A 20090-nucleotide genomic window follows, 5' to 3' on the forward strand; every position below is an offset into this window, starting at 1 on the left:
CAGCCCCTCGGCCGAGTACCCGTCAGGAACGCCCTCAGTAGTTCGCGAAGTTCATTCCCCGGGTGGCAAGTTCCACGCCAAGAATCCGCACCGCCTTCGGCCCAACCCCGTGGATCTTGAGCAGCTCCTTCGCCGACACCTTCGTCAACTGCTCGTACCGCGTGAACCCGTTGAGGGCCAGCACCCGCCGAGCCGTCCTCCCGATCTCCCGCGGAAACTCCGTAGACACCGAAGCATCCTCAGCAACCATCCGAATCCTTCCTCCGCGTGCCGGGCCTGTCCTCACCGCGAACCCGGCACCAACCAGGTCGCGGTACGCCGTCGATGCACCGACTCTAAGCATCCATCAGCCGACCCCCCACGCCCCCGTCATCCGACCCCCCGACCGGGACGACCCAGCCGGTTGTTGGATCCCTGGTGTCTTGCCTAGCCATAGATCTCGCTATCCGTGCCTGATTTGATTCGCAGTGTAGTCGAACATATGCTCGACTCATGAGCGAATGCCTGGCCACCCACCCCGAGGACGCAGCCCTGCGCCCACCCCCGGGCCAGGCCGACCGCTCACCCCACAACCCCGACAACACGTCCCCTCTAAGCGACACCACCATCGCCAAACACGGCGTCTTGGGCCGGTTCGACGTGGAGGATGATCCTGCTGGCGGTTCTGCGCTGTATGACGCGGTGGTTTCCCAGGACACCACGCAGTTGACCGACGGCGGCTGGCTGGACCGGGTCGATGCCATCACCCGGCTCGAAGCCCGGCTGGCCGCGTTGAAGGCCGAAGCGATCGCCGGCTTCGACCAGACTCTGCACGGGATCTCGGCCGACCTCGGCCACCGCCACCCCGAACCCGGCGACCGCGATGCTGCCCCCGGCGAACGCCGCTGGCACGCGGGTGATCTGCGGTCGGTGTCCGACGAGATCGGCCTGGTGTTGAACCTGCACCGCGGTGCCGCGACCCGCCGGATCCACACCTCGTGCGAGCTGGTCCACAACTTCCCCGCCACCTGGCACGCGTTGCTCGAGGGCGACCTGACCGAACGGGCCGCGTTCACCATCGTGGCCGAACTGTCGGTCCTGGACGACCTGGACGACCTCCGCGCCGCCGAGGCCGAGATCCTCACCTGGGCCCGCAAACACCCGCTGCAAGGGATCCGGCAGGCCGCCCAGACCATCGTCGCCCGCCGGTCCCCGGCCGCCACCGACAAGGCCCACAAACGCGCCCTGGACGAACGCTCCGTCCGGATGCACCCCGACGACCACGGCACCGCCGCCCTCATCCACACCCAAGACGCCCTCGACGCCGCCACCATCATGACCAGCCTGTCCCGCGCCGCCGTCCGCCGCCGCCGCAACGGCGACCCCCGCACCCTGGACCAACTCCGCGCCGACATCGCCCGGAACCGCCTCCTCCCCCGCACCAAACAACCCACCACCACCCCCACCGACCCCGATAGCACCGCCGATCCCGCCGAGGCGACCGGCTCCGCCAACACCACCAACGCCCACCCCGACACCGCCTCTGCCTCCGCCAACACCACCGCCAACACTTCCGCCCACTCGGCCGCCGATGACGCGACCGGCGCGCCCAGCCACAGCCCGCGCGACTGCGACGACCCCGACCACGACCGCGGTACGACGGGCGCCGGTACCACCGGTGGGGACTGGAACACCTCCGCCGACCGCGCCGGGAACACTTCGGCGGACCGGGACGGCAGAGCCTGCGCGGACCGTGACGGGCGTACTTCGGCAGATCGCGGCGGGAACCCTTCGGTGGACCGGGATGGGAGCAGCCCCGAGGATCGCGGTGGCCGCACTTCGGGGGATGGTGGCGAGAGCGCCTCGGCGGGCTGGGATGGGAGCGCCTTCCGGGACAGCGACCGGGAGGGTTCGGTGTCTGGGGACTTCGGGGTTCCGTTCGCTGGCGACGATGCGGATGAGTTGGGCGGGGCGTCTCATGGGGCCGATGCGATGGTGGTCATCCACGCCACCGGCGCCGAACTCCGGGCCCTGATCAACGGAGAAGCAGGCACCGGCGGCGAGGCCGAACACTACGGACCGATCCCGCAGAACTCGCTCCGCAAACACCTCCTCAAAGCCCTCACCGACACCCTCCTACCGAACCTCGCCGACGCCGCCACCGGAGCCAGAGCCGGTACCGGAGCCGGTGCGAGTGCGGGGGCCGGAGGAGCCAGAGCCGGTGCCGGAGCGGGTGCCGGTGCCGGTGCCGGTGCCGGTGCCGGACCACCATCTGGCCGGGGCGGCTCCCGGCTCGATATTCGGGTCACCGACCAGCCACCCGACAGTGATCCGGATCGATACACCCCGTCGGCTGCGCTGGACCGGTATGTCCGGCTCCGGGATCGCACCTGTCGCTTCCCCGGCTGCAACCGGCCGGCCGAGTTCACCGACCTGGACCACCGCGTCGCCTTCGCCGCCGGTGGGCGCACCACCGCGGACAACCTGCAGTGCCTGTGCCGGCACCACCACCGCCTCAAGCACGAAGGCGGCTGGAAGATCCACCAACACCCCGACGGCACCCACACCTGGATCAGCCCCACCGGCAGGCGCTACCGCGAGAACGGGCCCTCTGATCCGACGTCGGCCAGCCCACCGTCGGCCAACCCACCGTTGAACGGCCCACCGTCATAGCGGAAGCCCGCTCCGACCGCGAGCCCGACGGCCGCCACCGAAACACCGTGAGTCGCTCACTGCGACATCTGCAGGGCGCGAGGGCGGCAAAGGACTGCTCCACCACGTTCGCCGAAGCGCAGGGGACTGTAAGACGTTCAGTGTAAGTCCAGCTCATGGAAGTGCACCTGATGGGGACTGTGTCGCTGACGGTGCCTCCGGGGCGGTGGATGTGATCGCCCCGGGCCGTCTGCGCACCAACCCGCACCGACCGCGGCAGCCCGAGGGACTTGCAGTCTCGGGTGTACTGCGTTCCCACCAGGGCTGGCGTGCAGACGGACAGCAGGTGATCGGCAGCTGGTCGGCGGTCGAGGCGCTTTCGCTCGTGGGCTTCAGGCATGGAGAGCCGCCCTTGGGAGCAGTACGCCCCGTAGGCCGGTATGCGACTGCCTATCGGCCGGTATGCGACCGCGTATCGGCCGGTATGCGATCGCCCGTCGGCCGGTGCGCGACGACTCCTGTCGGCTGCACGACTATCCTCTCGGCCGGCGCGGGAGGACGCGGCGACCGCTGGTGGTCGGCTCGTGGTGGGGCGGATCGTCTGGCGGCCGCCCTGGCTGAGGGGCCTGAGGTCGTGGGTGGACGGCACCCTCTCGAACCGGCGGGGTTGGGCCCCCCGGTGCTGCTGGCGGATGGTTGGACCGATGGTGGGTGTGTGGCGGGCTGTCGGCGCAGCGGGTTGCTGGTGGTGAGGCAACCCGTGAGCGGGTAGACCCGCGGTTCGTGGATGTGGTCAGGCCTTGGTGATGGTGGTGATTCGCCAGGTTTGGGGTGGGTTTTGGGTTGGGGGTGCTGGGGTGAGGGTGATTCGGCGGGTGGTGGGGGTGCCGGGTGGGAAGGAGGTGCGGTGGCCGGTTGGGTCTACAGCTGTGCCGGCGATCAGGCGGTCGGTGATGCGGAGGGTGACCTTGGTGGGGGTGGACTGTTCGACGGTGAGGTGGTGGATCTGCATGCGTAGGCCTTGGATTCGGACGTGTTGGGCCTGGTAGGTGGCGAGGAGGGTTCGATCGGCGGTCCATGGTTGGCTGCCGGGTTGGTAGATGGCGTCCAGGTCGGTGGGGTTGAGGGTCCAGAAGGCTTGCGCTCGGTGTTGGTCAAGGGACTGGAGCAGGTGCAGCCAGTCGGCGGGCTTGTTGCTGTTGGCAACAGCACTTGGGGATGTGGTTGGCGCGGTGGGGCTGCTGGTTGGCGGTGTGGGGTTGGGGGTTGTGGGGTTGGGGGTTGTGGGGTTGGCCGCGGTGGCGGCGGGGGCGCTGGTGGGGGTGGTGAGGATGCCGATTGTGATCAGGCCTAGGACCAGTACGGCGATGGCGGTGAGGGCGCCGATGGCGAGGATGCCGTAGGCCTTGCGGGTTGGGTGAGGGTTGCCCTTTGCCGTGGCGAGGATGTGGCCGAGGCGGCGGGTGGTGGTTCGGCGGGGGTTGCGGTTGGTGCGTGGGGTCGGGCGTGTTCGGGGGCGGGCTCGGCGGCGAGCCTTGGGGTTGCGGGATCGGCTTGTGGGGGCGGGTTTGAGTGCCGGTGGATGAGCAGCGGTGGGATGGGGGTGGGAGGTCGGGGGCTCATCGGACGCCTTTGGGTGTGGGGCCGCGGCGGCGGATCCGGGGTGGGGTGGGTTGGAGTCAGCGGATGGAGTGGTGGGGCCGGTGGGGGTCGGCGGGACGGGGAAGGGGCGGCGGGCCAGGTCTGCGTGGGTGGATGGCGGTTTGCGACGGGCTGGGAGGCGACGGGCGGTGAGGTTGATCGGGGTGGGGTCTGGCGCAACCGGGGGTTCCGGCGTGGACGGGTCGGTCCGGCCCAACGAGGTCGGGGAAGGGGATGGAGATCGGGATGAGGTCGGCGTTGCCGAAGAGTGCGCGGCTGGCGATGAGGTGGTCGGGGTCGAGGGCGGGGTTTGGGTTGTGGGGGTGGGCGGAGTTGTCGGTGGGGTGGGGTCTGGTTCTATGCCTAGGTTTAGGGCGGTGGGTGGGGATAGGCGGAGGACTGATTGGGCGAGGGTGTGGGGGTCGGTGGTGAAGAGAGTGTCGCGGAACGTGGTGGGGTCTCCCCCGGCCAGGCGGGTTAGTTGAGCCAGGACGGTTAGGTCGTCGGCGGGGGTGCTGGGTGGGGCTGTGCAGCGGAGGCCGGGGTCGGTGATGACGGGGCGGCCGTCGGCGTCGAACATGATGTTGTCGGGGGCTAGACGGCCGTGGGTCAGGCCGATGTGATGTAGCACGCTCAGGGCTTGGGCGAGGGGGCTGACCAAGGTGACTAGTTCGCCGAGGAGTAGGTCGCCTCGGCGTTGAAGGAGGCTGGTCAGGGTGCCGGCGGCGACGTACTGGCTGAAGAGGAGCCAGTCGGTGTCGGTCTGGCGGATCTCGAGCAGGCGGGCGACGTGCGGGTGGTTGATGCTCTGGGCGAGGGTGAGGTCATGGTGGAACTCCTCTGCGGACGGGATCGCGGTGACGGGGATGCGTTTGAGCACGGCGTGCCGGCCGGAGGCGAGGTCGCGGACCAGCCAGACAGTGCCGACCGATCCGGCCCCGAGCCTCCGGCGCAGGCTGTAGCCGGCGATGTCTTCGAGTGCCATGTCAAAGAGGTTGCACCAATCGCGCCCGGCGGCCCGGAAGTTATCCACAGCACATTAGGGCTGCGCGTGGGCTGTGGATAGCGAGAACTGGGGCGAGAGCGGGAGGCATACACTCGTTGGCGTGAGGGCTATCAGGTTTGTGGAGGCCGGGTTCGGCGCGGGTGCGGTGGACTACGAGGCGGCGTGGGCCCAGCAGCGACGGCTGCACACGTCCGTTGCCGAGGGCACCGAGTCGGACACGGTGATCCTGCTCGAGCACCCGCCGGTGTACACGGCCGGCAAGCGGACCGAGCCACATGAGCGGCCGGTGGACGGTACGCCGGTGGTGGACGTCGACCGGGGCGGGAAGATCACCTGGCACGGTCCGGGACAGCTGGTCGGCTATCCGATCGTGAAGCTGGCCTCACATGTGTACGTCGTGGACTACGTCCGGCGGCTGGAGGAGGCGTTGATCGCGGTCTGTGCCGAGCTCGGAGTACGGACCGGGCGGGTGAAGGGGCGCAGCGGGGTGTGGGTGCCCGCCGACGACCGCGGGCGGGAGCGGAAGATCGCGGCGATCGGGATCCGGGTCGCGCAGGGCGTGACCATGCACGGGTTCGCGCTGAACTGCGGCAACGATCTGGGCTGGTTCGACCGGATCGTGCCCTGTGGGATCTCGGATGCCGACGTGACCACGCTGTCGAAGGAACTCGGCCGCGACGTGAGCGTCGGCGAGGTACTCGACCCGGTACGACGGCACCTCGAGCGGTTCCTTTCCTGGGAGGACTATGTACGTTCCCCGGACATCGATCACGACGACTCCCCCAGCACGATCACCTACGGCCTGACGGTCTGAACAGAAACCAGCAGCTCGAGTAGGGCGTTGGTGGCTGGGGTTGGGGTTCGGGTCAGGGCGTGGGTGGTTCGGGTGATCTCGATTGCCGTGATCGAGCGGAGGACGACGCCGTCGGGGACGCCCAGGGTGGCGACGACTTCGGGGACCAGGGCGGCGCCGAGGCCTTCGCGGACCATGCGGAGGACGAGCGCGTAGTCGTCGGCTGTGTGGATGACGTTGGGGTGGAAGCCGGCCAGGGCGCAGGCGCGGTCGAGCATCTCGTGGTCCGTGGTGCCTTGGGAGCCGGCCATCCAGGGTTCCTCGCGCAGGAGTCGTAGGTCGACGTCTCCGGTCGCGGCCGGGTGGTCGGCGGGGAGGGCGATCAGGATCGACTCGACGCCGAGGAGGTGCCGGGAAACTCCCGGCGGTGGGTCCTCGGGGATCAGGTTGTAGGTGAAGGTGATCGCGAGGTCGCAGTCGCCGGCGCGGAGTACGTCGATCGCTTCGTGGGGTTCGAGTTCATGGAGGATCACGTTCAGCTGCGGATGACGGGTTCTGGCGGCGGCGATCGCGGGCAGCAGGCGTTGCAGGGCCGCCGTACCGAATGTAGCCACGCGCACGGGACCCCTGGGAGTCGACGCCGAATGGAGGTCTGCTTCGGCGGCATCCAGTGCGTTGAGGACGATGTGCGCGTGCCGGACCAGGCGCCAGCCTTCCGTCGTCAGACGCACCCGGCGTCCGGTGCGTTCGAACAGCGGGACCTTGGCCTCACGTTCCAACGTGGCGAGCTGCTGGGAGACGGCCGACGACGTCATGCGGCAGACCTCACCGACAGCGGTCATGGTGCCGTGCTCGGCGAACTCGCGCAGCAGCCGGAGCCTGATGGGATCCAACATCAAGGAAACCTTAGAGATCAGCTGAGAAATGCTAAGTGGACGTTGCTGATTGGATCACGCCAGACTCTCGATTGACCACAACCGAGTCGATATCGAGGAGGGCACCATGCTGACTGTCGTCGAGGTCCCGCAGTGGCAGGGGTCGCTGTCGCCAACCGCGCCAAGACTGGTCGAAGGCGCCGCACGACTGGCCGCGATGATTCCGGCGGATCGCCATGTCCGGGTGGACGCCGTCGGCAGCCTCGCCGAGATCGCCGAGAAGGTCCGGCTGGCGCTTCCCGAGGACGGATTCACCGTCGCCGTCGGCGGGGACTGCGCCATCGACCTCGAACCAGTCTCGGCCGCGGTACGCCGGTACGGCGATCGGCTGAACCTCGTCTGGTTCGACGCCCACGGCGACATGAACTCCCCCGACACATCCCCGTCTGGCGCCTTCCACGGCATGATCCTTCGCACCCTCCAAGGCGATGGACCGCCCGACCTGGTGCGTTCGCCCGTACTGCGCCCCGACCAGATCGCCATGGTCGGAACACGTTGCCTGGATCCAGCCGAGGCCGACTACATCCGGCAGACGGGCATCGGCGGTCTGTCCACGATCGACGACGACGCGGTCCTCTATATCCACGTGGATCTGGACGTCCTGGACGGCATCAAATCGGTCGGTTACCCCGAACCTGACGGGCTGTCCGCGACCGCGTTGACCGAGGCGATCGCCGGGCTGGCCGCGCGGCACGAGATCGTCGGCCTCGCGATCACGGAGTACGCGCCATCAGATCCCCAGGACGAGGAGATGCTCAACCAACTCGTCCCCGAACTCGTCCGGCTTTGCCGGCAGTAGGAGGCGCGTTCGAGAATCGGGGGTGGCGTACGTAAAGGTTGTGCGAAGTGTCGGCGTGGTGAGCGGGGGAAACGTCGCTACGGTGGGGATGTGTCCAAATTCCTTGGTTTCCTTCTCGGTGTCGTCGCGGCGCTGGTGGGGCCGGCTGCGTTCGGAGTACTGGCGGCTGACGGCGGGATCGAGCTGAACGCGAAGGAGATGGCGCTTGCCTATGGCATCGGAGCGCTGATCTTCTGGGCCGTGGTGTCGTACTTCTCCGGCGCCGGAGCGCTCGGGGCGGCGCTGACGTTCGGGGTGATGATCTACGCGGTGCACTGGATCCCGAACCGGACGACGAACTTCCTCAACGACGTCCCCGGGGTCACCACGGGCATGATCGACGGGGTCAAGCAGTACACGCTGAACGGCGTGGTGCCGATCCTGGCGGTGATCTCGCTGGTGTACGCGATCCAGCTGATCACCCAGTCGGTGCAACGGCGTCGGCGGGAGCGGGCCGAGGCGGAACGGCAGCTGCGCGAGCAGGAAGCCGCGCAGGCAGCTGACGCGGGCGCGGGATACCCGGCGGCGGGCGGTGACTACCAGGCGGGTGGTGAGTACCCGACGACTGCGGAGAACCGGTTCAGCACCTTCGGGAACACCAGCTACGACGATCTGTTCGACGAGGAGCCGGAGCCGGTCCGGCCGCGGATCCAGGCGGAGGAGCAGACCACGCAGTTCGCTCCCGCGCCGGCCGCCGCCGAGCAGACCGCAGTGGTCGATGCTGAGGGCAACGATGCTGGTGAGGACACCCAGCTGATGGCGCCGGACCGCGACGAAACAGTTGCCGTCGCCACCGAGGAGCCGACCGAAGAGCCGACCGAAGAGCCCGCCGAAGAACCTGCGCAGGAGGAGGAAGCTCCCACGGCCGAGGCCGCCGAGGAGCCCACGCAGGCTCCGGTTGCTCCGCCGCGGGAGGTGCCTGACGATCGGGTGCAGCCGTTCCAGAAGGAAGAGGTGGGGCAGCAGTATCGGGAGCGGATGGACGGGCCCGACCCCGAGGACACCGGCGAGTTCCACATCGGCGCGTTCGAGAATCCGAACCCGGTCGTCGCCGACGACCGCCCGCAGGCGCCGCGGATCGTGGATCTTCCCGGGCAGTTCCGTCCCGCCGGAGCCTGACCAAGCCGCAAACGGGGCCGCAGCTCAGGCGACGTGCATGCGCTGGTGCTGACCCCGCCGGGCGTGTTCGGCGAAGGCTTCGTCATAAGCGTGCGTCGCCATCTGACACACCTCCGCGGCCATCTGCGCGCGCGGTGAATCCTTGCTCCACGCCAGCAACATCCGCCGGTGGATCGGGTCGCCGACGAGCCGCCGGGTGGTCACATCGCTCGAAAGCATCCGGTACGACGTGGGCGAGATCAGCGCGATCCCCTGACCCGACGTCACGAATCCCATCAGCACGGACGTGTCCACCGAATGGTGCTCGACCTTCGGACTGAACCCGGCCTGTTCACAAGCCGCCCGGAACAACACGTGGAAGCCGCTGTCATCCGGCGGCTCACCGATCCACTCCTCGGCATGCAGATCGGCGAGGTCGATCTCGCCGCGCGCCCGGCTCGCCACCGCGAGCGGGTGGTCGGCCGACATCACGACGTACGCGGATTCCGACTCCACGATCGTGCGGGCCTCGACCCCGGACGGCAGCCGCAGCTCGAACCCCGGGAACTCACGAAGTAGGGCAAAGTCGAGTCGCCCGTTCTCCAGCTGCTGGAGCAGCACACTGGTCGCCCACTCCACCTCGATGCTGACCTGCTCGATCTCCCCGTGATCCCGCAACCGGCTCGCGATCCCGGACATCGGCGCGGTCGGGAATCCGCCGAGCCGGACCGCACTCGACTCCGCCGCCGTCATCGCGGACACCGTGGCGGACAGGTGGTCGACGTCGACGAGGATGGCGCGGGCCCGATCCACGGCGTACCGGCCGAGGGCCGTCGGGGTGACTCCGGTGCGGGAGCGTTCGAAGAGCTCACCGCCGAACGCGGACTCGATCCGTTTCAGCTGCGCGGTCAGGCTCGGCTGGCTGACCTTGAGCCAGCGGGCGGCCCGGCCGACGGACCCCGCTTCTGCCACCAGGACCACCACCCGCAGGTGGCGCAGCTCGACGTTCATGCGTTGTGACCGTAGTCGAGGTGCGGGCACAGCACACAGCGATCACATGTTGCGGTTTCGTCACAGCCAGGAGATTTTATGTAACGCTCACCTGGCTGTGACGATAAGTCATGACGTCTTGAGCGCCAATGCCTCTCGGTAGCCGAGCCGCCGGCCGGTCTGCAACAGCGTCCGCTCGTACAAGCTGGCCCCGAGCCGGACAATCAGCACGGTCGCCACCAGCAACACCGCGATCGCCACCAGCGGCTGCCACAGCAGCACGTCCTCGGTCAGCATCCGGCCGGGCATCGCCATCGACGACGCGATCGGGATGAACGACGCCACCGTCTTGGCCGACGATCCCGCGAACACCGAGAAGAAGAACGGGATCATCAGGATCATCTGCCCGGGCAACGTGGTCGAGCCGAGATCCTCCTGCCGGGTGGCCAGCGACCCGGCCACCGCCCACAGCCCGGCCAGCGCGACGAACCCGAGCACGAAGAACACCACGAACCAGCCGGCCACCGGCGCGATCACCCCGAGGATGTCGGCCTGGTCGGTGACCATCAGCCCGATCAGCGAAGCGCCCGCGATCACCAGGATCTGGGCCAGCGCCAGCACGGTGTTGCCGATCACCTTGCCCCACAGCAGCGCCCGGATCGGGACGGCCGCGGCCAGGATCTCGACCACCCGGCTCTCCTTCTCCTGCACCACACTCTGCGCGATCATCATGCCGAAGCCGAGCGCGGTCATGTAGAAGGCGAGCGCGAGGCCGATGTTGACGAACTCGGCCACGATCTCGGGCAGCGGACCGGGGTTGAGCAGTTCCTCGTGCAGACCTGTGTTCGCCCGCAACTCCTCCGGGGTGAGCCCGGCGCCGGCCGCGTTCTGCTCCATCCCGATGTTGACCACGGCCTCGCGGAGGCTGTTCTGGATGTCGCTGTCGACCCGGTCGTCGCCGAGCACGACGTACCCGTTGTCGGCCGGAATCAGCGCGGCCTTCACGTCTCCCCCGGTGACGGCCTCCTCGGCGGACGTCCGATCCGCGACCCGGACCGATTCGAAGTCGCCGTTGATCGCGTCCGCCTGCTGCACGATCTTCGCGCCCGCGTCGTTCAGTACGGCGATCTTGTCCGGACCGCCGTTACCCGAGATCAGCGCCGGGATGATCACCGCGGCCAGCACCAGGACCAGCATGAACACCGTCGATCCGATGAAGGTCTTGTCCCGCAGCTTCGTACTGATCTCCCGGTGCGCCACCAGCTCCCACGGGTGCCGCAGCGTGCTCTGCTGATCGCTCATCGGGTCGCCTCCCGGAACACGTCGCTCAACGCCACCTTCTCCGGCCCGAACTCGAGCACCGAACCGCGGCTCATCGCCTGCTGCAGGATCCGCTGCTCCTGTCCCGCAGCTTCAACGTCGAACAGGGCCACAGCGCCGGCCACGTCGCGCACCCTGATCCCCGGTACGTCGCGCAACCAGCCCGCATCACCGTCGACCACCAGCCGGTACGTCGAACTCGGGCCGGCCGCCAACTCGGCAACGGGGCCCGCGGCAACCACCTTGCCCCGGGACAGCACCACGAGGTCGTCGCAGAGTCGCTCGACCAGTTCGAGTTGGTGACTGGAGAACAGCACCGGCACCTCGGGAGTGACCTCCTCGCGGAGCAGGTCCACCATCGTGTCGACGGCGAGCGGATCGAGGCCGCTGAACGGCTCGTCCAGCACCAGCGCGATCGGCTCGTGCACCAGGGCCGCGGCGATCTGAACGCGCTGCTGGTTTCCGAGTGACAGCGTCTCGAGCACGTCACCAGCGCGCTCCGACAGCGACAGCCGCTCGAGCAGTTTGTCGGTCCGCTCACCGGCCCGGATCGGGTCCAGCCCATGCAGCCGGCCGAAGAACACCAACTGGTCGCGGATCTTCATCTTCGGGTACAGCCCGCGCTCCTCCGGCATGTAACCGAAGTCGCGCCGGATCGCCTGGGTCAGCGGGCCGCCCCGCCAGCTGACCTCGCCGCTGGACGCCGCCAGGACGCCGAGGATGATCCGCATCGTCGTCGTCTTGCCGGCCCCGTTCGCCCCGACGAATCCGGTCATCCGGCCCGGTACGACGTCGAACGTCACGTCGTCCAGGGCGAGGTGATCACCGAACCGCCGGGTCAGCCCAGCCACGCTCAGCATCCCGTTCACCGTTCCTCTACTGCTTCGGCCCCCTGGACCGGACGAACGCCCGATCACTCCCGCTCGGGAGTGGTTCCAACGCTAGTCAGAACAAACCGGTTGTACGTCGGTCCGCAGGGTGAACGGCAACGTCATCCGCGGGGAGGACTGAGCTGGTGCCAACGGGTCAGCTTGTCCGGGTTCAGGACGATCCACAGCTCGCTGACACGCCGGCCGGCCACGCTCATACCGAGCACCGCCTCCGCACGACCGCCCCGGCGGACGACCAGTCCGGAGCGGCCGTTGACGGATTCGACGGTGAGCTCGGCGCCTGGCCGAAGCAGGTGCGCGACGATCCGGGCGGCGTCGGCGGACCCGTGAACCGGCCGCAACGGCGCGAGCGCCCAGCCGCCGCTGTCGCTCACGAGCACCACGTCGGCTGCGAGGAGAGACTCCAGTACGCGCGCATCACCCGACTCGCAGGCCGCGGCGAACCGGCGTACGAGTCGGTCGTGTCTCATCACCCAGCAGGGTCGGTGCGGGCGTCACCTTCCAGTGATTCGACCGCACCGAGGAGGCTGCGCAGCCCGATCTCGTCACGCTGGACTTCGGCCGGATCGACCATCCATTCGGACGCCGGTTCGTCCATTGCCTCGTCCGGGTGGCTCGATGCGATCAGGTCCAGGTCGACTTCGACCTCACCCTCGAGCCGGTGCAGGAAGGCCGGCTCGTCCGATGGGGTGCTCATTGCTTGGACCAGTCTTCGTACCGGATCCGGCCGAGGGTCGCCTCGCCCTCGGGGACCAGGGAGGTCTCGGTCAGCTCAGCGCCGAAGTACTGGGCATGCTCGTCGGTGACCACTTCGCGCTGGTCGTCCGCGAGGGCCTGACGGAAGAAGTCGTCCATCCGGTACTGCTCCGGTCCGGCGGTGTCGACCCGGCCGTTCAGCGGCTTGCCGATCGCGACCCGGGCGACCTCGTCGGCAACGTCATCCCCGGCCATCGGCTGGAACAGGACCGGCGCCATCCGGACCGTCGTACCGTCGGTGGCGCTGTCGGCGATGGCCTTGACGAACTCGAAGAACTGGGTCGCGTGGACCAGTGAATACGGAATCGACGACTTCTCGATCAGCTGCTCCTGCGCGATCTTCGCCTGGAAATAGCCGCTCTCCGGCAGCCGGTCGGTCCCCACCACCGAGAGCGCGACGTGATGCCCGACGCCGGCGGCAGCCTCTGCGGCGAGCAGGTTGCTGGTCGAGGTCTCGAAGAACTCCATCACGGCCGCGGCCTCGAACGACGGCGAGTTCGACACGTCGACCACCACGGACGCGCCAGTCAGTGCCTCGGCCAGGCCTTCGCCGGTCAGTGTGTTGACGCCAGTGTTCGGGGAGGCCGCCACCGCCTCGTGCCCGTGCGCCTCGAACCTCCGCACCAGCTTCGACCCGATCAGTCCGGTACCGCCGATGACCACGATCTTCATGACACGCCCTCCTGTACGCCGGGTTCGCTGTCGCCCGGTCGCCAGCTATGACAGAGCAGCACCCCGACTTGTGACCGCCGCCACGAAATTCGTCACAACCGGGGGCGCTGTCCTGTCTGTTCTGTGAGACCACGGCGACGACAAAAGGACGGCCCATGCCCAACGGAAGCTCCACGATCCGTATCCGGGTCCGGATGCGCGCGCGGCCGATCGACGAGCCGCATCGCGCCTCCAGCCAGCTCGAGTTGCTGTTCGACCTGACCTTCGTGGTCGCGATCGCCGCCGCCACCGCCCAGCTCGCGCACACCATCGGCGACGGCCACGGCCGGGACGGGCTGGTTCCGTTCCTGCTGGTGTTCTTCGCGATCTGGTGGGCCTGGATGAACTTCACCTGGTTCGCGTCGTCCTACGACACCGACGACGTGCTCTACCGGCTCCTGACCATGCTGCAGATGGCCGGCGTGCTCGTCCTCGCCGCAGGCGTGCCGGCCGCGGCCGACCACTCCGACTTCCGCGTGATCACCATCGGCTACCTGATCATGCGGGTCGGTCTCGTCACGCTCTGGCTCCGCGCCGCGATCGAGGATCCGGACCGCCGCCGTACGGCGCTGCGCTACGCCGCGGGGCTGACCATCCTCATGATGGGCTGGATCCTTCGGAACGTCCTCGCCGAGGCCGATGTGCTGCCGTCCCCGGGTCTGCTGCTGTTCTTCGTTTGCCTGGCCGCTCTGGAACTCGCCGTACCGCACTGGGCCGAACGGGTCCAGACCACGAACTGGCATCCACACCACATCGCCGAGCGCTACGGCCTGTTCACGATCATCCTGCTCGGCGAGAGCGTGCTGGCGGCCGGGATCGGAGTCCGCTCCGCCGTCGAGGTAGGGGAGCTCAGCGGCTCATTCGTCGTCATCGCCGTGGCCGGACTCACCCTGCTCTTCGCCCTCTGGTGGCTCTACTTCCTGGAGCCGTCCGGGTACGGCCTCGCCGACCGTCGGCATCGCTCCTATCTGTGGGGCTACGGCCACTACGGCATCTTCGCCGCCCTGGCCGCGCTCGGCGCCGGCCTCGAGGTCGCTGTCGAACAGACCACCCATCACCTCGCGGCTTCATCCTTGACCATCTGCTACGCCGTGGCGATCCCGGCCGGAGGTTTCATCCTGCTGCTCTGGGCCGTGCACCTGCCCATCGTGGAGAACCCGGTCGTCCGGCCGGTGGCGACCCTGACCGCCGTCGCCGTCATCTGGCTGCTGCCGCTCGCGGTGTCGTGGATCGGAGTGGCCGGCGTGATCGCGGCGATCGCGGCCGCCGCTGTCCTGCTGGTGATCGGCACGGTCGCGCCGCGGGCCGGATCAGCCGCTGCCGGGGTGGTCGTCGCCGGGGACGACGAGGCCGCATTCGTAGGCGAAGACGACGGCCTGGACCCGGTCACGGAGACCTAGTTTGAGCAGGATGCGGGAGACGTGGGTCTTGACCGTGGCCTCACCGACGAAGAGGTTGGTGGCGATCTCGGTGTTGGTCAGGCCGCGGGCGATCAGGCCGAGGACCTCGCGTTCGCGGTCGGTCAGGTCGGCGACCAGGTCCGGGCGGTAGACGCGTTCGCCGCCGCCTGCGAACCGCTTGATCACCCGGCGGGTCACCTCGGGAGCGAGCAGGGCGTGGCCGGAGTGGACCACCTGGATCGCCTCGACCAGGTCCTCCGGCGCGGTGTTCTTCAGCAGGAACCCGCTGGCCCCGGCGCCGAGCGACTCGAACAGGTAGTCGTCGCGGTCGAACGTGGTCAGGATGACGACCTTGCCGGCGTCCGCCGCGACGATCCGCTGGGTCGCCGCGATCCCGTCCAGGCCGGGCATCTGGACGTCCATCAGTACGACGTCCGGCCGCAACCGCTCGGCGAGTTCGACCGCCTTCTCGCCGTCGGCCGCCTCCCCGACGACCTCGATCTCGGGTTCGACCGACAGGATCATCCGGAATCCGGCCCGGACCAGGTCCTGGTCGTCCACCAGCAGCACGCGCATCGGCGTACCGGAGTCAGTCACCGCTGTTCTCCTTCACGAGGTTTGTCGCAGGCGCCAGTGGGATTCGGGCGCGGACCCGGAAGCCGCCGACCGGGCGCGGGCCGATCTCGCTCTCGCCGCCCAGCAGGCCGACCCTCTCACGGATCCCGACATGGCCGAGACGGCTCCCCACCGGCGCGTGTTTCGGCCGGCCGTCGTCGATCACCTCGACCTCGACCGCGGCCTCGCCGAGATAGCGCAGGGTCACGTGAGCGCTGCGCGCGGTGGAGTGGCGGCGTACGTTGGTCAGCGCCTCCTGGGCGATCCGGTAGACCGAGACGGACACCGTTTCCGGCAGCGGGACGGGTGCGCCGATCTGGTGGAAGCCGACGGACAAGTGGTCGCCGGACACCGACGCGACGAGACCCGGTAGCCGATCCGCACCGGCTTGGGGTTCCTTCAGCTCCGGTCCGTCGAGGTCGAGATCCGGGTCGGCGGCGCGGAGCATGCCGAGGAGCTGGCGCATCTCGTTGACCGCGGTGCGGCTGGAGTTCTCGATCACGCTCAGGGCGTTCTTGGCGGCGTCCGGATCCGTCTCCATCACCCTGCGGGCGCCACCGGCCTGAACGCCGATGCTGCTGATGTGGTGGGCGACGACGTCGTGCAGTTCACGGGAGATCCGCAGACGTTCGTCGATCACCGCGCGCCGGGCGTTCGCCTGCTGCTGGGCGGCGAGCTCGGCGGCCTGTTGCTCCAGCTCATCCCGCTGCTTGGCGACACGCCAGGAGGTGAGGCCCCAGAAGTAGGCGCCGAAGAAATAGAGCACGTTGATGGCGAAGTTGAGGATGACGAAGGACACGTACGGCGACAGCACGCCCTGGTCGGCACCCTGGATGGTGTCCTCGCGCAACGCCTTGAGGAAGCCGTAGAAGAGCCAGCAGAACATGCCGGCGAACACCACGACGACGGCGATCTTCATCCGGCGGCGGTCGCGCGACCAGGCGACGGCGGCGTAGATCGCCATGAACTGGGCCGCCTGGGTGACCAGGCTGCCGGCGAAGGCGAACGGGGTGCGCTCGCCGGCCAGGACGAACAGGACGGACACAGTGAGCAGCACGGTCAGGGGGTAGCGGCGGCGGAAGCACAGGGGTAGCGCGATGGCCGCGCTGAGGAAGTACGCCTCGACGCCGCCCAGGCCCATCTCGACCGGGCCGGGTGAGGTGCCTTTGGCGAGCTCGGTGCCGATCACGCCGGCCACGGCCATGACCAGACCGAGGATGATGTCCCGCCGCTGCTCCGATTGGGTGGGGCTCGGGCGCTGCCAAGGGCTGGACATGGCTCACCAGCCTAGGGCCTGATGACTGCTGTCGAAGCCCGCGTACTCTGGGGGGCGTGACGATCGCCCCAGAAGGACGGAAACTGCTCAGGCTCGAGGTGCGCAACGCGGAGACCCCGATCGAGCGCAAACCCGAGTGGATCAAGACACGCGCGAAGATGGGCCCGGAGTACCAGAAGCTGCAGTCGCTGGTGAAATCGGAGAAGTTGCACACGGTCTGCCAGGAAGCCGGCTGCCCGAACATCTTCGAGTGCTGGGAGGACCGCGAGGCCACCTTCCTCATCGGCGGCGACCAGTGCACCCGGCGCTGCGACTTCTGCCAGATCGACACCGGCAAACCGCAGGCGCTGGACCGCGACGAACCGCGCCGCGTGGCCGAGTCCGTCCGGACCATGGGCCTGCGCTACGCCACCGTCACCGGCGTCGCCCGCGACGACCTGGACGACGGCGGCGCATGGCTGTACGCCGAGACGATCCGGCAGATCCACGAGCTCAACCCGGGCACCGGGGTCGAGATGCTCGCGCCCGACTTCAACGCGGTCCCCGAGCAACTGGCCGAGGTGTTCTCGTCCCGGCCGGAGGTGTTCGCGCACAACGTCGAGACCGTGCCGCGGATCTTCCGCCGGATCCGCCCGGGCTTCCGGTACGAGCGCTCCCTGGACGTGATCACCCAGGCCCGCGACTACGGCCTGGTCACCAAGTCGAACCTGATCCTCGGCATGGGCGAGACCCGGGACGAGGTCAGCCAGGCGCTCCGCGACCTGCACGACGCCGGCTGCGACATCATCACCATCACCCAGTACCTGCGCCCCTCGGTGCGGCACCACCCCGTGGAGCGGTGGGTCCGGCCGGAGGAGTTCGTGGAACTGCAGGCCGAGGCCGAGGGCATCGGTTTCGTCGGAGTCATGTCCGGTCCGCTGGTGCGTTCGTCGTACCGGGCCGGTCGGCTGTACCGTCAGGCCGTGGAGTCGCGGATGACCTCCGCGGCAACAGACGCCTAGACCCCACGGACGAGCTAGACAAACGGACAAGGTAGAGATGGCCAAGAACGACGCCCCCGCCGAGAAGACCAGCCGGCTGAAGCAGATCCGGTCGGCGTACCAGCTGACCAAGAAGTCCGACCCGCGGATCGGGCTGCTGCTCGCCGCGATCTTCCTCGGCGTGGCCGCCGTGTTCGTGGCGCTCGGCTGGTTCGTCGGGCCGCTGCTGGTGTGGATCCCGCTGGGTGTGGCGCTCGCGTTCCTGGCGACGACGATCGTGTTCGGCCGCCGGGTGGAGAAGGCGGCGTACAGCCAGATCGAGGGCCAGGCGGGCGCGGCCGCGTCGGCGCTGCAGACGCTACGCCGCGGCTGGAACGTGACGCCGGCCGTCGCGGTCACCAAGAACGCCGACATCGTGCACCGGGTGGTCGGCCGGCCGGGCATCGTCCTGGTCGGCGAGGGCCAGCCGAGCCGGGTGAAGAACCTGCTCGCCGCCGAGCGCAAGAAGCACGCCCGGGTGGCCGGCGGCGCGCCGGTGATCGAGGTGCTGGCCGGTTCGGGCGAGGGCGAGATCGACATCCGCAAGCTGACCAAGCACGTGATGAAGCTGCCCGCCGCGCTGCAGCCGTCCGAGATCACCGACCTCCTGCAGCGGCTGAAGGCTCTCGACGCCGTCCGCCCGCAGGTGCCGATGCCGAAGGGCCCGGTCCCGACCAGCCTCAAGGGCGCTCGCCAGGCCATGAAAGGCCGCTGACAGTACGCCGTTTCGCCGGTCCGCCGCTGGTTGTGGGCGACCCGTCGACGCAGGTTCCCCTCGTTCGTCACCGGTGGGTGAGACCATCCGGAACGAACAAGGAGGTAACCGATGGCCGTCGACGACGTTTTCCCTATCGTGACCACCAGAGGTAGACACTCATGACGGATCTCTTTCCGGCGGTGCATCAGCCGGTGGCCGAGGCGTGGCCGACACTGGTCCCGCCTCGATCCAACCCGGTACGCCGGGCCGGTGCGCTGGCCGCGATCCGCATGATCGCCAAGGACCTCCCGGCCACACTCATACTGGACAACCGTGAGTACGGGCTGGGTGGTCCGGCGATGCGGGTGCACCGGACCGCTCCGTTCCTGGCCCGGCTCGGACAGGACGCCGGGTCCGGATTCGGCGAGGCATACCTGGCCGGGGACTGGGACGCGGAGCCCGGTACGGATCTGGCCGATCTGTTGCTGCCGTTCGCGGAGCGGTTCAGCAATGAGGAGACCCGTCATCTGCTCCCGAAGTGGGCCCAGTCGCTGCGCTGGCTGGTCACCCGTTCGCAGCCCGGGGACCTGGAGAACGACCGGGCCGGCGCGCGGGAGAACATCAGCCGGCACTACGACCTGTCGAACTCGATGTTCTCCGAGTTCCTGGATCCGACGCTGACGTACTCGTCGGCGTACTTCGGGGACCGGGCCGCGTCGGATCTCGCGACCGCGTCGTACGACGAACTCACCCAGGCGCAACTGGACAAGCTCGACGCGATCCTGGACGCGGCCGGGATCCGGGCCGGGTCCAGGGTGCTCGACATCGGCTGTGGATGGGCGAGCCTGGCGATCCGCGCGGCGCAGCGAGGAGCGTGGGTCACGGCGATCACGATCGCGTCGCAGCAGGCGTTGCTCGCGCAGCGCCGGATCGCGGATGCCGGGGTGAGCGACCGGGTCCAGGTGGCGTTGCGGGACTATCGCGACCAGATCGGTGAGTTCGACGCCGTCCTGAGCGTGGAGATGATCGAGGCCGTCGGCGAGAAGTACTGGCCGGTGTACTTCGACGCGATCGAACGGCGGCTCGCGCCGGACGGGGTCGCCGTCGTGCAGGCGATCGTGATGCCGCACGCGCGGATGCTGGCGACCCGGAACACCTTCACCTGGGTGCAGAAGTACATCTTCCCGGGCGGCCTGATCCCGTCGGTCAAGGTGATCAAGGAGGTCACCGGAAACCACACCGGCCTGCACGCCCAGGTACTGCGCCACCTCGGCCCGGACTACGCCCGCACGCTCCGGATCTGGCGCAACCGCTTCATCGACCGCTGGCCGGCGATCGCCGCGCAGGGCTTCGACGACACGTTCAGGCGGATGTGGGAGTTCTACCTCGCGTACTCCGAAGCCGGCTTCCGCTCGGGCTATCTGGACGACGTACAGCTGCTGCTCACTCGTCGGTAGCGCGGCGCAGCGTAGTA

At 68.7% G+C, this 20090-nt stretch carries 19 protein-coding genes; 8 read left to right on the top strand and 11 right to left on the bottom strand.

What is annotated here, in order from left to right; translation table 11 throughout:
• Positions 1 to 34 precede the first annotated feature (34 nt).
• Positions 35 to 229 (bottom strand): helix-hairpin-helix domain-containing protein, encoded by a 195-nt coding sequence (locus EV643_RS31515; protein WP_238165922.1) that lies wholly within the window; start codon positions 227 to 229, stop codon positions 35 to 37.
• Positions 230 to 492: 263 nt separating this feature from the next.
• Between EV643_RS31515 and EV643_RS44350 the strand changes: the two genes are divergently transcribed.
• Positions 493 to 2652 carry an HNH endonuclease signature motif containing protein gene (locus EV643_RS44350; protein ID WP_166665646.1) on the top strand — a complete coding sequence of 720 codons (2160 nt, stop codon included), beginning with the start codon at positions 493 to 495 and terminating at the stop codon, positions 2650 to 2652.
• A gap of 772 nt (positions 2653 to 3424) precedes the next feature.
• Here EV643_RS44350 and EV643_RS46755 read toward each other — a convergent pair.
• Positions 3425 to 5257: a protein kinase domain-containing protein gene (locus EV643_RS46755; RefSeq protein WP_133803821.1), complete on the bottom strand. Its 1833-nt coding sequence runs from the start codon at positions 5255 to 5257 to the stop codon at positions 3425 to 3427.
• Positions 5258 to 5378: 121 nt separating this feature from the next.
• Here EV643_RS46755 and lipB point away from each other — a divergent pair, with 121 nt between their 5' ends.
• Entirely contained in the window at positions 5379 to 6092 is a 714-nt protein-coding gene (gene lipB / locus EV643_RS31540; protein ID WP_133803822.1) for a lipoyl(octanoyl) transferase LipB, read from the top strand.
• Here lipB and EV643_RS31545 read toward each other — a convergent pair.
• Complete coding sequence (locus EV643_RS31545; RefSeq protein WP_133803823.1) at positions 6074 to 6967, bottom strand: LysR family transcriptional regulator; 894 nt, start codon at positions 6965 to 6967, stop codon at positions 6074 to 6076. The two genes, lipB and EV643_RS31545, sit on opposite strands and share 19 nt — an antisense overlap.
• Positions 6968 to 7073: 106 nt before the next feature.
• On the opposite strand from EV643_RS31545, the gene EV643_RS31550 reads away from it, so the two are divergent.
• Together EV643_RS31550 and EV643_RS31555 are read left to right on the top strand one after the other, a co-directional pair.
• On the top strand, positions 7074 to 7805 hold the full coding sequence (locus tag EV643_RS31550) for an arginase family protein (RefSeq protein WP_133803824.1): 732 nt from the start codon (positions 7074 to 7076) through the stop codon (positions 7803 to 7805).
• A gap of 90 nt (positions 7806 to 7895) precedes the next feature.
• Positions 7896 to 8963: a hypothetical protein gene (locus EV643_RS31555; protein WP_133803825.1), complete on the top strand. Its 1068-nt coding sequence runs from the start codon at positions 7896 to 7898 to the stop codon at positions 8961 to 8963.
• A 24-nt stretch (positions 8964 to 8987) separates the two neighbouring features.
• On the opposite strand, the gene EV643_RS31560 is transcribed toward EV643_RS31555, so the two are convergent.
• The 6 genes from EV643_RS31560 to EV643_RS31585 all read right to left on the bottom strand — a co-directional run bounded on the left by EV643_RS31560 (position 8988) and on the right by EV643_RS31585 (position 13570).
• Positions 8988 to 9953 (bottom strand): LysR family transcriptional regulator, encoded by a 966-nt coding sequence (locus EV643_RS31560; RefSeq protein ID WP_133803826.1) that lies wholly within the window; start codon positions 9951 to 9953, stop codon positions 8988 to 8990.
• Positions 9954 to 10061: 108 nt separating this feature from the next.
• Positions 10062 to 11234 carry an ABC transporter permease gene (locus EV643_RS31565; protein WP_133803827.1) on the bottom strand — a complete coding sequence of 391 codons (1173 nt, stop codon included), beginning with the start codon at positions 11232 to 11234 and terminating at the stop codon, positions 10062 to 10064.
• Positions 11231 to 12112, bottom strand: coding sequence for an ABC transporter ATP-binding protein (locus tag EV643_RS31570; RefSeq protein ID WP_202869843.1), 882 nt, complete (start codon positions 12110 to 12112; stop codon positions 11231 to 11233). The genes EV643_RS31565 and EV643_RS31570 overlap by 4 nt, the downstream gene beginning before the upstream one ends.
• A 131-nt stretch (positions 12113 to 12243) precedes the next feature.
• Positions 12244 to 12612, bottom strand: a complete 369-nt coding sequence (locus tag EV643_RS31575) for a sigma-70 family RNA polymerase sigma factor family protein (protein ID WP_133803829.1) — start codon at positions 12610 to 12612, stop codon at positions 12244 to 12246.
• The gene (locus EV643_RS31580) at positions 12612 to 12839 is read right to left on the bottom strand and encodes a hypothetical protein (protein ID WP_133803830.1); all 228 of its coding nucleotides are present in this window, start codon (positions 12837 to 12839) and stop codon (positions 12612 to 12614) included. The genes EV643_RS31575 and EV643_RS31580 overlap by 1 nt, the downstream gene beginning before the upstream one ends.
• Positions 12836 to 13570 carry an SDR family oxidoreductase gene (locus tag EV643_RS31585; RefSeq protein WP_133803831.1) on the bottom strand — a complete coding sequence of 245 codons (735 nt, stop codon included), beginning with the start codon at positions 13568 to 13570 and terminating at the stop codon, positions 12836 to 12838. Before EV643_RS31585 ends, EV643_RS31580 begins: the two co-directional genes overlap by 4 nt.
• Positions 13571 to 13725: 155 nt before the next feature.
• On the opposite strand from EV643_RS31585, the gene EV643_RS31590 reads away from it, so the two are divergent.
• Complete coding sequence (locus EV643_RS31590; protein ID WP_133803832.1) at positions 13726 to 15009, top strand: low temperature requirement protein A; 1284 nt, start codon at positions 13726 to 13728, stop codon at positions 15007 to 15009.
• Here EV643_RS31590 and EV643_RS31595 read toward each other — a convergent pair.
• Together EV643_RS31595 and EV643_RS31600 are read right to left on the bottom strand one after the other, a co-directional pair.
• Positions 14920 to 15585: a response regulator gene (locus EV643_RS31595; protein ID WP_133803860.1), complete on the bottom strand. Its 666-nt coding sequence runs from the start codon at positions 15583 to 15585 to the stop codon at positions 14920 to 14922. The genes EV643_RS31590 and EV643_RS31595 overlap by 90 nt on opposite strands.
• 13 nt (positions 15586 to 15598) lie before the next feature.
• Positions 15599 to 16900 (bottom strand): histidine kinase, encoded by a 1302-nt coding sequence (locus tag EV643_RS31600; RefSeq protein WP_133803833.1) that lies wholly within the window; start codon positions 16898 to 16900, stop codon positions 15599 to 15601.
• 56 nt (positions 16901 to 16956) lie between these two features.
• On the opposite strand from EV643_RS31600, the gene lipA reads away from it, so the two are divergent.
• The 3 genes from lipA (at position 16957) to EV643_RS31615 (ending at position 20073) form a co-directional block, all read left to right on the top strand.
• Positions 16957 to 17901, top strand: coding sequence for a lipoyl synthase (gene lipA, locus EV643_RS31605; RefSeq protein WP_133803834.1), 945 nt, complete (start codon positions 16957 to 16959; stop codon positions 17899 to 17901).
• 37 nt (positions 17902 to 17938) lie between these two features.
• Positions 17939 to 18634, top strand: a complete 696-nt coding sequence (locus tag EV643_RS31610) for a DUF4191 domain-containing protein (protein WP_133803835.1) — start codon at positions 17939 to 17941, stop codon at positions 18632 to 18634.
• A gap of 161 nt (positions 18635 to 18795) precedes the next feature.
• On the top strand, positions 18796 to 20073 hold the full coding sequence (locus tag EV643_RS31615) for an SAM-dependent methyltransferase (protein ID WP_133803836.1): 1278 nt from the start codon (positions 18796 to 18798) through the stop codon (positions 20071 to 20073).
• Positions 20074 to 20090 lie beyond the last annotated feature (17 nt).

The organism is Kribbella caucasensis (assembly GCF_004361855.1).
GTDB lineage: Bacteria > Actinomycetota > Actinomycetes > Propionibacteriales > Kribbellaceae > Kribbella > Kribbella caucasensis.